Origin of the sequence: Sorangium sp. So ce693 (assembly GCF_051521375.1) — a bacterium.
Lineage (GTDB): Bacteria > Myxococcota_A > Polyangia > Polyangiales > Polyangiaceae > Sorangium > Sorangium atrum.
Genome location: NZ_CP150347.1, coordinates 11617186 through 11630218, shown reverse-complemented (window position 1 = coordinate 11630218; position 13033 = coordinate 11617186). Strand labels below are relative to the sequence as shown.

The 13033-nt window shown below is 72.4% G+C and carries 12 protein-coding genes; 8 read left to right on the top strand and 4 right to left on the bottom strand.

All coding sequences use genetic code 11. The features are described from left to right. Nucleotides 1-20: 20 nt before the first annotated feature. The gene (locus WMF14_RS43420; RefSeq protein ID WP_437796312.1) at nucleotides 21-800 is read right to left on the bottom strand and encodes a hypothetical protein; all 780 of its coding nucleotides are present in this window, start codon (nucleotides 798-800) and stop codon (nucleotides 21-23) included. Between the two features lie 111 nt (nucleotides 801-911). Here WMF14_RS43420 and WMF14_RS43415 point away from each other — a divergent pair, with 111 nt between their 5' ends. Together WMF14_RS43415 and WMF14_RS43410 are read left to right on the top strand one after the other, a co-directional pair. Then, nucleotides 912-1241: a hypothetical protein gene (locus tag WMF14_RS43415; protein WP_437796311.1), complete on the top strand. Its 330-nt coding sequence runs from the start codon at nucleotides 912-914 to the stop codon at nucleotides 1239-1241. A gap of 578 nt (nucleotides 1242-1819) precedes the next feature. Next, a complete protein-coding gene (locus WMF14_RS43410; RefSeq protein ID WP_437796310.1) occupies nucleotides 1820-2443 on the top strand; it encodes a hypothetical protein in 624 nt (207 codons plus the stop codon). On the opposite strand, the gene WMF14_RS43405 is transcribed toward WMF14_RS43410, so the two are convergent. Beyond that, nucleotides 2425-4506 (bottom strand): carotenoid oxygenase family protein, encoded by a 2082-nt coding sequence (locus WMF14_RS43405; RefSeq protein WP_437796309.1) that lies wholly within the window; start codon nucleotides 4504-4506, stop codon nucleotides 2425-2427. The two genes, WMF14_RS43410 and WMF14_RS43405, sit on opposite strands and share 19 nt — an antisense overlap. A 256-nt stretch (nucleotides 4507-4762) precedes the next feature. Between WMF14_RS43405 and WMF14_RS43400 the strand changes: the two genes are divergently transcribed. From WMF14_RS43400 to WMF14_RS43390, 3 genes are all read left to right on the top strand, one after another. Further along, complete coding sequence (locus WMF14_RS43400) at nucleotides 4763-5884, top strand: site-2 protease family protein (RefSeq protein ID WP_437796308.1); 1122 nt, start codon at nucleotides 4763-4765, stop codon at nucleotides 5882-5884. Nucleotides 5885-5976: 92 nt separating this feature from the next. Continuing rightward, the gene (locus tag WMF14_RS43395; RefSeq protein WP_437796307.1) at nucleotides 5977-6393 is read left to right on the top strand and encodes a hypothetical protein; all 417 of its coding nucleotides are present in this window, start codon (nucleotides 5977-5979) and stop codon (nucleotides 6391-6393) included. 33 nt (nucleotides 6394-6426) lie between these two features. Further along, on the top strand, nucleotides 6427-6867 hold the full coding sequence (locus WMF14_RS43390; protein ID WP_437796306.1) for a hypothetical protein: 441 nt from the start codon (nucleotides 6427-6429) through the stop codon (nucleotides 6865-6867). 178 nt (nucleotides 6868-7045) lie between these two features. Here WMF14_RS43390 and WMF14_RS43385 read toward each other — a convergent pair whose 3' ends face one another. After that, the gene (locus tag WMF14_RS43385; RefSeq protein WP_437796305.1) at nucleotides 7046-8473 is read right to left on the bottom strand and encodes a sensor histidine kinase; all 1428 of its coding nucleotides are present in this window, start codon (nucleotides 8471-8473) and stop codon (nucleotides 7046-7048) included. A gap of 137 nt (nucleotides 8474-8610) precedes the next feature. On the opposite strand from WMF14_RS43385, the gene WMF14_RS43380 reads away from it, so the two are divergent. The 3 genes from WMF14_RS43380 (at nucleotide 8611) to WMF14_RS43370 (ending at nucleotide 12450) form a co-directional block, all read left to right on the top strand. Then, complete coding sequence (locus WMF14_RS43380) at nucleotides 8611-10806, top strand: MopE-related protein (RefSeq protein WP_437796304.1); 2196 nt, start codon at nucleotides 8611-8613, stop codon at nucleotides 10804-10806. Nucleotides 10807-10867: 61 nt separating this feature from the next. After that, the gene (locus tag WMF14_RS43375; RefSeq protein ID WP_272102033.1) at nucleotides 10868-11800 is read left to right on the top strand and encodes an ABC transporter permease; all 933 of its coding nucleotides are present in this window, start codon (nucleotides 10868-10870) and stop codon (nucleotides 11798-11800) included. After that, nucleotides 11797-12450, top strand: a complete 654-nt coding sequence (locus WMF14_RS43370) for a hypothetical protein (RefSeq protein WP_437796303.1) — start codon at nucleotides 11797-11799, stop codon at nucleotides 12448-12450. The genes WMF14_RS43375 and WMF14_RS43370 overlap by 4 nt, the downstream gene beginning before the upstream one ends. Nucleotides 12451-12458: 8 nt before the next feature. Here the strand turns inward: WMF14_RS43370 and WMF14_RS43365 are convergent, their stop codons facing one another. Beyond that, nucleotides 12459-12932, bottom strand: coding sequence for a hypothetical protein (locus tag WMF14_RS43365; protein ID WP_437796302.1), 474 nt, complete (start codon nucleotides 12930-12932; stop codon nucleotides 12459-12461). Between the last annotated feature and the right edge of the window lie 101 nt (nucleotides 12933-13033).

Genomic DNA, 13033 nt, shown 5'->3' with positions numbered 1-13033 from the left:
GCCAGCACGATGGGGTCAGATCACCACCCGAAGCCGCCGCAGAGGCCGCCGAAGCCGCCCCAGCCGCCGAAGCCGCCGATCGGGACGATGGACGTCGTGCAGTTCGTGAACGAGGAGACGATGGCGCCGCCGCCGAAGCCGCAGGCGCCGCCGAAGCCGAGGCCGCCCCAGCCGAAGCCGCCCCAGCCGAAGCCGCCCCAGCCGCCGCCGAAGCCGCCGATGCAGCGCTCGCCCTCACGCTGCCCGGTCTCCTGCCCGACCACGCCCGTCTGCCCGAGGCCGGCTTGGCCGATCTGCGCCGGGCCCGCCTGCCCGATCTGCGCCGGGCCCGCCTGTCCGATCTGCGCCTGGCCGAGCTGAGCCTGCGAGAGCTCCGACGCCTGGCCGAGCTGCGCCTGGCCGAGCTGCGCCTGGCCGAGCTGCGCCGGGCCTTGCTGCGCGTATCCGCCCTTGGTCGGGTAGCCGCCCTTGCTCGGGAGGCCCTTGGTCGGAAACTCACCCTTGCTGGGAAGGAGCCCGCCCTTGCTGGGCAGCTCGCCCTTGCTGGGCAGCATCGGAACGCCCTTCGAGGGCAGACCCTTGCTGGGGGGCAGACCGAGCTTGCTGGGCCCCATCTGGCCAACCTGAGCCTGAGCCTGCGACTGGGTCGCGTACCCGCCGCGCTCGTCCGCCTCCAGCGCGCTGTTCGCGGAGTCGACGCTCTCGTCATCCGTGTTGAAGTCGTCGTCCGCGCCGACCGCGCACCCCGCACCGAGCGCCAGCATCATCGCAAAGCCCATCGTCTTGTGAATCGAGATCATTGGTCCTCCCCGGTGTCCCTGATGAGCCTTGCGGCCCCCGAACACCTTGGTGCACCACAGAGCAGGCTGTGTGCCTCGCTCTTCTGTGCAGAGGCTGCCGCTTCGAGCAGCATGGATTCGCGGGATGGCGACCGCGAATCAGGCGCTCCTCGCATCTGCGCTCCCCTGGGATTTCTCCGCGATTCAATCGTGGTGGATCCGGGCGAGCGCGGCGCGCGCTGGAGCGGCGTCGCGATTACGATGGATAGGATAGAAGGTGTCCCGCCGCGCGCCGCGGGGCCGCGCGGGAACAAGGAAGACGCGAAGGCGGTTCCCCGCGGCGTGGATCGCGCGGTGGTCGTGGCGAGCGGAGGTGTCCTCGAACAGGTAAAACCTCCCTGCGGATCCAGAAAAGAGCGGGCTCACGAAGCCATCGACATCACGGGACGCAATTGGACGTGATCGAACCCAAACGGACGTGATCGGACGTGATCGGACGCAGATGGATGTGATTGGACACAAAGGGGCGTGATCCGGTGACTTCGATGGCGCCGTCCAGGCGAGACACGCGCCCTGCGCCCTGCCTGCTCAGCGCCTCGCGTTCCGACACGTTTGTGCATCCCTTCGCCCGTGAGAGCGGAATTGTCGCTTCTGGTCGGAATCGGCCGCCGGCGCGCGACGCGATGCGGCGCGCGCCGGCGGCGATGCCGCCCGCGTCGCAACAGGCCCCTCCCGCTGCGCCGCTTTCCTGCTCCGGCGGCGGACGGAGTCGAATCGGCTGTTATTCCCACTTGCGCAGGACGTTCTGGTAATGGTCCAGTGGAGGATGTCGGTGACGGGGAGGGAGCATCCGGTTGTGTAGTTTGCCCCACGGCTCTCGACGACTCGGTGGCGGGTTGTCTCATGTCGTCCGGGACGCTGGCTCTCCAGCGTGCTCGGCGCTGGCCGAACGGCGGTGGTGGAGCGCCGGATCGAGCTGCCCTGGCCAAGGTTCGCAGGAGCGGCGCGCGTCGGTCGCGGCGCCGTAACAGAGCAGAAACATGTTCCAGCGTCGCATCGCGGCTGTCGCCGCCTATCTGCCGGAGCGCGTCGTCACGAACCAGGAGCTCGTCACCAGCTACGGTCTCCCTCACTCGGTGGACTGGCTGCACGAGACGACGGGCGTCGCGGAGCGGCGCTTCGCCGGCGCCGCGGAGACCACGCTTTCCATGGCCGCGGCGGTGCTGCGGGAGCTCATCGAGGTGGGGCGGCTCCGCGATCCCTTCGTCGATGTCCTCATCATGACGACCGACGACGGCGCGGGAGGGGACGCCGGCGAGGCGGCCTTCGCCGCGTGCATGGCCGGCCTCGTGCCCCAGCTGACGATCGATCTCACGCCCGCTCAGGGCGGTTTTTCCGCGGCCGTCGAGCTGGCGAATCGGCACCTCGACAGGGGTTGTCGGCGCGTGCTCATCGTGGCGAGCGACGTGCGGTCGCGGCGCCTGCGCGCGGGGCAGCCGTGGGGCAACCACCAGATCTCGGAGATCCTGGGAGACGGCGCCACGGGCGTGCTGCTCGAGCGGGTCGACGGCCTCGGGGCCGAGGTCCCCCCGCGCTGCGCCGAGGCGCCCCCGCCTCGCAGCTCGCGGCCTTCCCACGCCGCGGCTCACGCGAACCGCGGATAGACCTCTTCCTCGAACAGCGCCTTCACCTGGTCCCCGGGGGCCTCCGCCACGAACTCCTCGTAATCCTCCCGCACCGGCACCCTGTATCCGGCCCTCCACGGCGCGACCGCGTTGAGCCACGCCGTGTGGAGGGTCAGCCCTGGCCGGAACGCCGGGTGCCCCAGCTTGCAGAGCGGACCTCGCGCCAGGTTCGTCGCGTCGAAGATCCAGACCTCCGCGCGGCGCGGCGCCGCGACGATGGCGACGACGTACCCGTCCGTGTCGGCCCCGCTGCCGCCGCGCCGCGGGACGAACTGCAGCGAGCTGAGCCAGCACCCCACGTCGCGCCGCGGGAACTCGTAGCGATCCTCGATCCGCATCGCGCGGTGGTTGAACCGGAACAGGCTGTCGGGGTGGCCGCCCTCCGCGCGCATCCGGCGGAGCGCCGGGAGGGGGAGCGACCTGTGCGGGTGCGCCGCGTAGAGCCGGTCGATGAACTCGGTCGACAGCTCATCCCATATCCCGCCGCCGCGCCAGTAGACGTTCTCGAGGCGATCGGGCGGCATCCACGACGCGCCCGTCTCCCGGTACGCATAGAGGCCGACGCCGAGCGCCCGCGCGGCATCGGCGAACACCGCCTGATCCACGACGCGCTCGGCCGCCGCATCGAGGGTATACCGGCCGATCCGGTTCACGTCCGCCTGCCCGAGCGGGAACAGGCCGCGCAGGCGCGGCGGCGCCGGCGTCTTGTCGGCGGCGTGCCGATCGCAGGGCCGGAGCCACTCCCCGTGATCGGTCGCGCAGTTGTGCGCCGCGTGCACGGTGATGCGGTCCCCCGCGTCCTCGTAGTCGACGAGGAAATGGAGAGTCTCCAGCGGGACGACGACCCGCTTCACCACGACCGGCCCGCCGCCCGGCCGCAGCGCGTCCCGCCGGACCAGGTAGAACGTCGTGCTCGGCTCGTGGGGCATCGTCAGGAGCGACCGCACGAGGCGCTCGACCCCGGGGCTCTCCTTGGAGCCCCGGAACGCCACGCTCTCCAGGCCGATCCTGAAGGCCGTGTCCGCGAGCACGACCCAGCGCCGCGAGAGCCCGATCTGGTGCACGCTCTGCTCGATGCGCACCGGCGCGCCGCTCGGCAGGACCAGCGCGTGCCGCTCGGGCTCGTTGTGGCCGTCCCATCGCAGGAGGTGCACGAAGTCGCCCGCCGGCTCGTCGAGCGCGACGCCGCCGAAACGCGCCGCTTGCCGCGCGAGCAGGTCGCCCGGCCCCGGCGGCGCGCTCGAGCGGAGGCGCGCGGGCAAGAGCTCGAGCGCCCGCTTGGCGAACGCCTCGATCCGATCCGCCCTCGGGCGGACGAGCTGCTGCTCGATCATCGACGCGGCCGCCGCGGCGAGCCGATCCCAGGAGCGCGGGAGCTCGTCGAGCCGCGGCAGCGACGCGACGAACAGGGGGAGGAGCGAGCGGCCGTAGTTGACGGTGAGGAGCTCGCCCCGCTCCGCGTCGAAGCATGGATGCGCGCTCGAGAGCGTCATCGGAAAGGGGTGATCGACGGGCGCGGCCGGGTACCACGTGCTGTTGCGTCCGACCGGCGTGACGAGCTCCAGCGTGGCCGGGTCGATCTCGTAGGGCCTGCCCGTGTCGCTCGTGACGAGCAGGCGCGCCGGGGCGCGCGGCGCGTGCAGGGTCACGAACGCGGTGTTGAGGTGGTTCCGCAGGCCGAGGTGCGGCGAGAAGCGGAGCAGCCCTGCGTCACGGAAGCCCAGCGCCTCGAAGCGCGTGCCGGGGCGCGAGGCGGCGTCCGCGTGATAGCAGGGTGTGCGCGCGATCTTCGAGGTCAGCCGGACCGCCCCGCCGCGGCCGAAGTCGAGCCGGTAGATCATCCCATTGCCATTGAGGATCGGCGCGCCGTCCGATCTGGGCAGGTCGCCGTCCACCGAGCCGACGGGCCCGATCGCGAACACGTGGCCCGTGAGGTCCCTGGGCACGCCGCCCGAGTGCGATGAATCCAGGACCGCGAGCTCGACCTTCGTCAGCTCTTCCGTGCTCGCTGCCATCAATGCATCGGGGACGCGCTGGCGCATGACGACCTCGGTCACACCAAGCTACGCCAATCCGCGAGCGGCGTGGGCGCCGCGCTGCGCCGCGCGTCACCGAACGCGCCCCTCGCCGTGATTCCCGCCTGGGACGGACGCGCGCTGGCGCCCTCGGAGCGCCGCGCGCCTCTCTGCATTGTGTGGCGGCGCTGCGCGGCGCCCTGGTCTTCCGCGCATTGGCGCCGTCTCGGCGGCTTGCGAAGGTGCTTGTCGGCCCCATCTGTACCCGTGGATCAGGAGGCACATGTTCGACCAGGGGCTGACAGTCCTGCGGATCCGTGGAATCCCGATACGGCTGCACATCACATTGCTGATTTTCCTGCCGTACGTGGCGTGGGCGGCGTCGTCGCAGTTCTCGTTGATCGCGTCGTCGCTCGGGATTCCACGCGAGGAGATGCGCCTGCCGCCGCTCGCCTGGGGGGCGATCCTGGCTGTCGGGCTGTTCGTGGCGGTGCTCGTGCACGAGCTGGCCCACTCGTTCGTCGCGCTCAAGAACGGGATCCGGGTGCGCGCGATCACGCTGATGATGCTGGGCGGCGTCTCGCAGATGGAGCGCGACGATCCCGAGCACGAGGCGTGGATGGCGTTCGCCGGGCCGCTCGTGAGCTTCGGTATCGCGCTCGCCAGCTACGCCGCGTATCGGCTGCTCCCGGCCCCGGCGGAGATCGGCGCCGCGCTCGTGGCCTTCGCGATCACGAACGCGCTCCTCGGCGCGTTCAACCTGCTGCCGGCCTTCCCGATGGACGGCGGCCGGGTGCTGCGCGGGCTGCTCCTGCGCCGCCTCGGGCGGGCCCGCGCGACGCGCATCGCGACCGCGACCGGCAAGGCGATGGCGGTGGCCTTCGGGCTCTTCGGCTTGCTGTCGTGGAACATGATCCTGGTGCTCATCGCGATGTTCGTTTACATGGGGGCGTCGGCCGAGCAGGCGCGCTCCAGCACGAACGAGCTCCTCCGCGGCATCCCGGTCGCGCGGTTCATGACCGATCGGCTCGGCGAGGCGTATGCGGACGAGAGCCCTCGCGCGGTGGCCGAGCGGCTCCTGCGCCACAACCTGGTCGGCGCGCGGGTGATCGACGATCCCCGGGGTGGCGAGGGGCGCCGCGAGATCGGCGTCATCACGGTCTGGGATCTCGCGCGCCTGCTGCAGGGCGGCGTCGCGCCGGCGACGGTCGGCGCGCTGATGCCCCTGGATGTGCCGAGAGCGCACGCAGACGACGACGCGTCCCGCTCGTTCGACGCGCTGGCGAGCGGCGAGGCCAGCGTGGTCGCGGTGCTCGACGAGGGCGAGCGCGTGATCGGCCTGGTGACGTCGGCGGAGATCCAGCGCGCGCTCGCGCTCGCCGGCGCGCTCCGCGCGGCGCGCTGAGGGCTGAGCGCCGCGCCGGCGGAGATCCGGAGATCTCGAGTCGCGCCGCGCTGGCACTCGCGTTGCTGAGTTGTGCTCCGAGGAGCAATGACGTGAAGCAGAGCAACAACGTGACTCCGCCCGTGCGAGGGCGGTCCAGATCTCTCTGTGTGACGAGGGCCTCGCTCGCCGCGGCTGCGCTCGCGGTCGGCGCCTCGCTGCTCATGGGGTGTATGGGCACGGTCGGGACCGAGGGTGGGTTCGTCGTGTCCGGCGTTCCGGCGGTGCGCGCCGAGATCGTCCCGGTGGAGATCGCCGCCTATCCGCGCGTCTATTTCCGCGGGACGTATGCGTACCTGGTCGACGGCCGCTGGTATTACCCCACGAACCGGGGCTGGGTCATCTTCGAGGAGGAGCCCACGGAGCTCCAGCACTACAGGCAGACGTACCGGACGTCGCCGCGGTACGTGCCGGAGCGTGAGCTGAGCTATCCGCGCGAGCGGGGGCGCCGTTACTACACACCGCGCTGACGGCGAGATAGCAGCGAAAGGACGGGTACGAGGATGAATCAGGAGAAGAGCGTCTTTCCCCTCTGCGGCCTCGCGCTATCGAGCTTCCTGGCCCTGGGGTGCATCCTGGACGTGGAGCCGAGCGCCCAGCGCCGGCCGCCGCCCACGCAGGCCGTCGGGAGCCTGACGATGGAGTGGACCGTGGCCAACCGGGTGGATTCGCGGGCCTGCTCCCAGCACAGCCGCGGAGGGGCGGATTTCGAGCTGATCATCTACCGGGGCAGCCGCGAGGTGGCGAGAGACTACGCGCGCTGCGACGACTTCAGCATCACCGTGGATCTCCCGCCCGATGACTACACGGCCACGGCGACGCTCGTGGAGCGCGGCGACGACCGCCCCGTCACCACGACGCTGCAGGTGGAGGACATCCATATCGTGCGCGGCGCCACGCTCAACCTCGACGTCGATTTCCCGCCGAGCTCGTTCCTGCGATAGCAGGCGAGATTTCAACGCAAAGACGCAAAGACGCAAAGACGCAAAGACGCAAAGACGCAAAGACGCAAACGAAGGACAGATATCATGCCTTCTTGCGACTTTGCGCTCTTGGCGCCTTTGCGTTGAATCTCTCTCCGCTCGCGAGGCAGAGCCGTGGCAGGATTTCTGCCACGAGGCGCTACCCCGATCGCGGGATCGTGAGCCGCACCCGGGTATCCCCCCGCGGCCCATCCTCGATGGCGATACCGTAGTTCGTATGGGCGGCGATCGCGTGCGCCGCGATGAGCGGCAGCGCCGGCGGGCGGCCCTGCGCGACCGCCTCGAAGTCGCGGCTCAGAACGACGCTCCGCGCCGCGGCCGGGAGCGGCGGCCCGGCGTCGTCGAAGGTGATCTCGACCCCGCTCGGGCCCTCGGTGAGCGAGACGAGCACCTCGCTGCCCGGCGGCGACGCGCTGATGGCGTGATCGAGCAGCGCGTGCAGCAGCACCGTCAGCGCGCCCTGCGGCACCACCTCCTGCGTGGTCTCCGGCGCTTCGACCACCACGCGCACGTCGTGGCGGGCCGCGCGCGCGAGATCGTCCTTCACGACGTCGCGGAGCACGTCGGCGACGTCGCAGTGGCGCGGGAACTCGTGGAGCGGACACGCGCCCAACCTCGCGAGATCACTGACGATTTCTGACGCCGCGGTCACGTGGCGCCCCACCGACGAGGCCGTCTCGCCCGCGTCGCCGCCGTGGGTCCGGAGCGGCGCGATGTCGCGGCCGATCGCCGAGAGGATGCCGCGCAGCTGCGTCCCGAGCACGCGCACCGCGGCGACGAGCACCGCGAGGCTGTCGCCGCTCGGCGGCAGGTGCGACACCGGCTCGCTGCCGCCGAGCCGCGAGATGACGCTGGACAGCGACCCGCGCTCGCGCTCGCCCTCGGCCCGAGAGAAGACCGCGGCGAGCTCGCGCGCGTAGGCCTCGCCCTGCGCCTGCGCCGCGGCGAGCTCCTTCCTGAGGCTCTCGACCTCGAGGCGCTGGAGATCGACCTCGGCGGGCAGCGTCAGCGTCTGCATCTGGCCGTCGAGCTCGAGCCGGCCGCCGTAGCGCAGCGCCATGCGCGACAGCCACACCCGCTCGGTCTCGAAGTTCACGGGCGTCTCCGGGCCGAGGTTGACCCGGACGCTCACCTCGTCGCCGACGCGGTGGATGCTCACCTCGGGCGCCCCGGTCAGGCTCGTGGGGTCGCCGCCCTGCGCGATGAGCACCTGGAGCATCCGCCGGAGCTCGGTCTCGTCGCCGAACACGGTGGTCCCTTCGCCCATCTCGATCTGCACCCGCGCCTCGGGCGCGACCTCCCAGAGGAGCGCGGTCAGGTCGACGCGGCCGCGCCGCCCGCGCGGCATGGGGCGGCCGTGGAGCGAGGCGAGCATGCTCACCGCCTCGTCGAGCCGGTTGAGCGTGCTCTCGACGCCGCCCGAGCCGTCGTCCGGCGACGGCGTCGGCGGCGGCGCGCTCTCGGTCGCGATCATCCCCACGCCCTGGCGGAGCTTCTGGGCGGCGCTCCGCGCCTCCTGCGCCAGCAGCCACGTCAGCTCGGGTCGGGTCAATCTGTCGCTGGTCACCCTGTTTTTCCCTCTATCCGCGACGCTCGGCGGAATCGCGCGCCATGATGCCAGACGTGGCGGTGCCCTGCTACGCTCATTGCCGCTCACCTCGTTCGATGCGGACTCGCACTTCCTCCTTCTTGACGCCTTCCTCCTTGACGCGTCTCGCTCTCCTCTGGGGAGCGATCGCTGCGGCGGCGCTCGCCGGCGCCGCCTGCGCCTCGAGCGCCCCGAGCCCCTTCCCGTCGGCCGCCGGTGGAGCGGGCGGCGAGGGAGGTGAAGGCGGCGCCGGCGGCGAGCAGGCTCCAGCGGACCCGACGCTGGGCGGCCCGTGCGTCGACGACGATCAGTGCGAGGACGGATTTCCCTGCACCTTCGATGCGTGCGACACCGCCCTCGGGCGGTGCCGTTTCACGCCGGACGACAGCGCCTGCCAGAACGACGTCTACTGCGACGGCGTCGAGCGCTGCAACCCGCGGCTCGGCTGCGTGCCCGGCGCGCCGATCGCGTGCGACGATCAGAGCACCTGCACGATCGACGCCTGCGACGAGGCGACCAAGGCGTGCAAGAGCGCGCCGCGCGACGCCGATCTCGACGGCGATCCCGACGAGCACTGCGGCGGGGGCGACTGCGACGACGCCGATCCCACGGTGTCGTCGGCGCAGCCCGAGGTCTGCGGCAACGATCGGGACGACGACTGCGACGGGCGCGCCGACGAGGCCGGCTGCGTGTCTCCGGAGCACGACACGTGCCTGGACGCGCTGGAGATCTCCGCGCCGGGCTCGTACGCGATGACGACGGCGGGCGCGGGCTTCCACTACGCGAGCTCGTGCGGCCTGCCCCGCCCTGCGAGCACGCACGACGTCGTGGCCGCGGTGATCTTGCCGCCGGGGCCGCCGGTCGACGTCGAGGTGACCGCGCGGACGGAGGCCCCCGACGAGGAGACGGAGGCCACGGACGTCGCCGTGACGCTCGCCGGGCAGTGCGGCGACGCCGCGACCGAGATCGCGTGCGGGGGGCCCCACGAGACGGCGGACGGCGGCAAGCTCGCGAAGCTCCGGGCCCGCGGCCTCGGCGATCCCGAGCGGGCCACGGTGCTGCCGCTCTACGTGACGACGAAGGTGGGCGCGCCGGTCGTCGTCGACGTGGCGTTCCTGCCGCCGACGCCGGCGCCGGAGAACGAGACGTGCGGCACGGCGGCGCCCCTCTCGCCGGGCGCGCCGGCGCTGGCGACGATCCTCGACGCCGCCCGGGATCTCGGGAGCGCGTGCGAGACCGGGCTCGGGGAGCTCGTGTACACCTTCGAGCTCGCCGAGCCCCAGGACGTCGACCTCTACGCGATCTCGACCGACGGCGACGGCGATCCATCGCTCTCGCTGCGGAGCGCCGCGTGCGCGCTGCCGGAGGACGAGCTCGCCTGCCAGACGGCGGCGGCGCCGCACCTCTTCCGGCGCGCGCTGCCTGCGGGGGTGTACGCCGTCGCGGTCTCCGCGACGGCGCCGACCTCGGCGCTCGTCACGCTGGAGCTCTCGCCGCCGACCGAGCCGCCGCCGGACGAGCGGTGCGAAGGGGCGGCCGCGCTCGCGCCGAACCGGACGGTCTCCGTGTCGCTGCTCGGCCACCAGGACGACGTGGATCTCGGCTGCGGCCCTGCGGCCGTCGACGCTGTGTACGCGCTCGAGCTGCCGGTCGCGTCCGACGTGCTGCTCGTCGAGAAGCTGTCGGCCGGCGACTCCGGCGCGATCGCCCTGTCCGCGCCGGCGTGCGGCGGCGAGGGCGATCGGCTCGCGTGCGGCGTGGGCGAGGTCACGCCGCTCCGGAGCGCGCGGCGCAACGTCGCGCCGGGGTCGTACCGCGTCGTGGCCGAGGCGCAGCTCGGCCAGCCCGTGAGCGTGACGGCGTTCGTCCGGCCGGCGGTGCCGCCGACGCTCGTGCCGTTCTCCGACGCGTGCGCGGGGGCGCTGGAGATCCCGGAGAGCGGCGGCTTCTTCCAGGGCAACACGGCCAACGCCGCCGCGGACTTCAATGCCGGCTGCGACCGCGCCGGCACGGAGGAGGGCGGCGCCCGGGACCAGCTCCTCCGGCTCACGCTCACCGGGCGAAGGCGGGTCGTGCTCGACATGGCCGGATCGAGCTACGAGACGCTGCTCTCGGTCCGCCGCGGCCCGGGCTGTCCCGGGGTCGAAATGCCGCTTTCCTGCACGATCGGTACGGATCCCCAGCGGAGCTTCCTCGATCTCGTGCTCGATCCCGGCGTCTATTACCTCCAGATCGACGGCCACGCGCTCGCGCAAGGCCTGTGGTTCCTGGACGTGCGGGTCGTCGACCCCGGGGACGACGCCGGCCCCTGACCCGCGGCTCCTGACCCGCGGCCCTTTCAAGCTCCCCCCGTCCCTTGCTAACGTCGCCCCGATGTTCGGCCGCATCTCTGCGATCGCCCTCAACACCTACCGGGAATCGCTTCGGGCGCGCATCCTCATCGGCCTCGCGGGCGTCGCCTTCGCGGTCGCGTTCTACTCGATCATCGTCGGCGCCTACACGCTCCGCAACGGGGCGCGGGTCGTCAGCGACCTCGGCGTCGCGTCGATCTCGGTCTTCAGCATCGCGGTCGCGGTCATCATCGGCGCGACGTCGCTGTACCGAGAGCTCGAGCAGAAGACGATCTTCCCGATCCTGGCCCGCCCGGTGCGCCGCGGCGAGCACCTCGTCGGCAAGTACCTCGGCACGTTGCTCACGCTCGCGGTGTTCATCCTGGCCGACGCCGGGCTCGTGCTGCAGATCAGCGCCGTGCTGGCCGGCCGCTCGCTGGCCCTCGTGGCGGGCGCCGGGGCCGCCTCGCTCGCGGCGCTCGGGGTCGTGGCGTGGCGCTCGCCGCTGGCGCGCACGTACGGGTTCATCCCCTGGGCGGCGGTCTTCCTCGTGCTCGGCGTGCTCTTCTCGGGCGGCGCGCCGACGGAGCGGCGCGTCGTGCTCGCGGGCAGCGCGCTCGCGTTCCTCGAGGTCGGCATCGTCGCCGCTGTGGCGACGCTGTTCTCGTCGTTCTCGACGCCGTTCCTGTCGTCGCTGCTCACGCTGGGCGTCTTCCTCATCGGGCGCAACGCCGACTCGCTCGCCCGGCTGCCGGTGAAGTACTTCGGCCCCCAGATCAGCGCCGCGGCGCACGCCTTCTCCAAGGTCGTCCCGAACCTTCAGATCTACGTGCCGCCGCGCCCGTTGCTCGCGGGTGAGGTCGCGGACGCGAACCTCCTCGTGTACCTGGGCTGGGCGGCGATCACGTGCGCCGGGTGGGCGCTCATTCTCCTTCTGGTGGCGGCGTTCGTCTTCAAGAGACGCGACTTTCTGTGAGGCTCTCTGTCGTGCTCGGCGCGCTGCGCGGCCTCGCGATCGCCGGCTTCCTCGTCGGCGCGGCGTCGCTGCGGGTGGTGGCCGCGGGCGAGCGGGAGATCGCGGAGAGCACGGACGCCCTGCGCGCCGGCGACGCGCACGCGGCGGCGCTCCACGCGCGGCGCGCGGCGGGCTGGTACGCCCCCGGGGCGCCGCACGTCCGCGTCGCGTACGAGCGGCTGATCGCGCTCGCGACGGCCGCGGAGGGCCTCGGTCAGGCCGACACGGCGCTCTTCGCGTGGCGCGCGGTGCGCACGGCCGCCCTGGAGACGCGGTGGCTCACGACGCCGCACGCGGAGGACCTCGATCTGGCCAACGCGGCCATCGCCCGCCTGTCGGCGGCCGCGCCGCGCCCGCCGGGCACCCGGACCGAGCCCGCTGCGGCGGTCGAGCGGCAGCACCTCGCGGCGCTCGCGCGCGACGAGGCGCCGCGGGTCGGCTGGGTCGTCGCGCTCGTCGTGGCGTTCGCGGCGTGGGTCGCGGGCGCCGTCTGGGTGGTGCGGCGCGCGGTCACGGTGACGGGGCAGTGGGTGTGGCCGCGGGCGGTGCCGGGGCTCGCTGTGTGCGCGGCGGGGGTCGCGGTGTGGCTCCTGGCGATCTGGCAGGCCTGATCGCTGGCCTACCCAGCTCGTGGCCACCATCCGTTGGGACAGTCCTCGTCGGCGTCAGCGGCCTTCAATCGAAGGACACACCCGCACGTCGAGCGCCCTTGCTCCCTGTGGACCTCGAGCAGCTTGCCGCACGTGTAGACGTCGTCCCCGCGCAGGACCGCGAGGCCGCCGGGGCACGCGCGGCACACCGCCAGCCGCGCCTCGACCGCTCGGCGCGGCAAGAGGCCCACGCCCAGCGACGTCCTCAACGCCGACAGGGCTCCATGCGCCGCGGCCCGACCGCGCTCGATCGCCCGCGCGAACCGGCTCGCCTCGACGTCCGTGTCCCACGGAATGCCGTGCGGGCACTCGAAGTCGGCGGTGCCCCCCGGCACCTCGAAGTCTTGCAGGACGAGCAGGCGGAATTTGCGCCCCATCTCCGGATCGCGGCAGATGCGGCAGTGCCCTCCAGACTGGCATGCTTCCGTATCGGCGTATCTCATGGAACGTCCTCCGCGCTGGCTTCGAACGGGGGCGGAGGGCGAGGGACCGGGGCGCTGTCGCGCTCTCCGGTCCTCGCCCTCCTCACTCGTGCCGCCCGGTC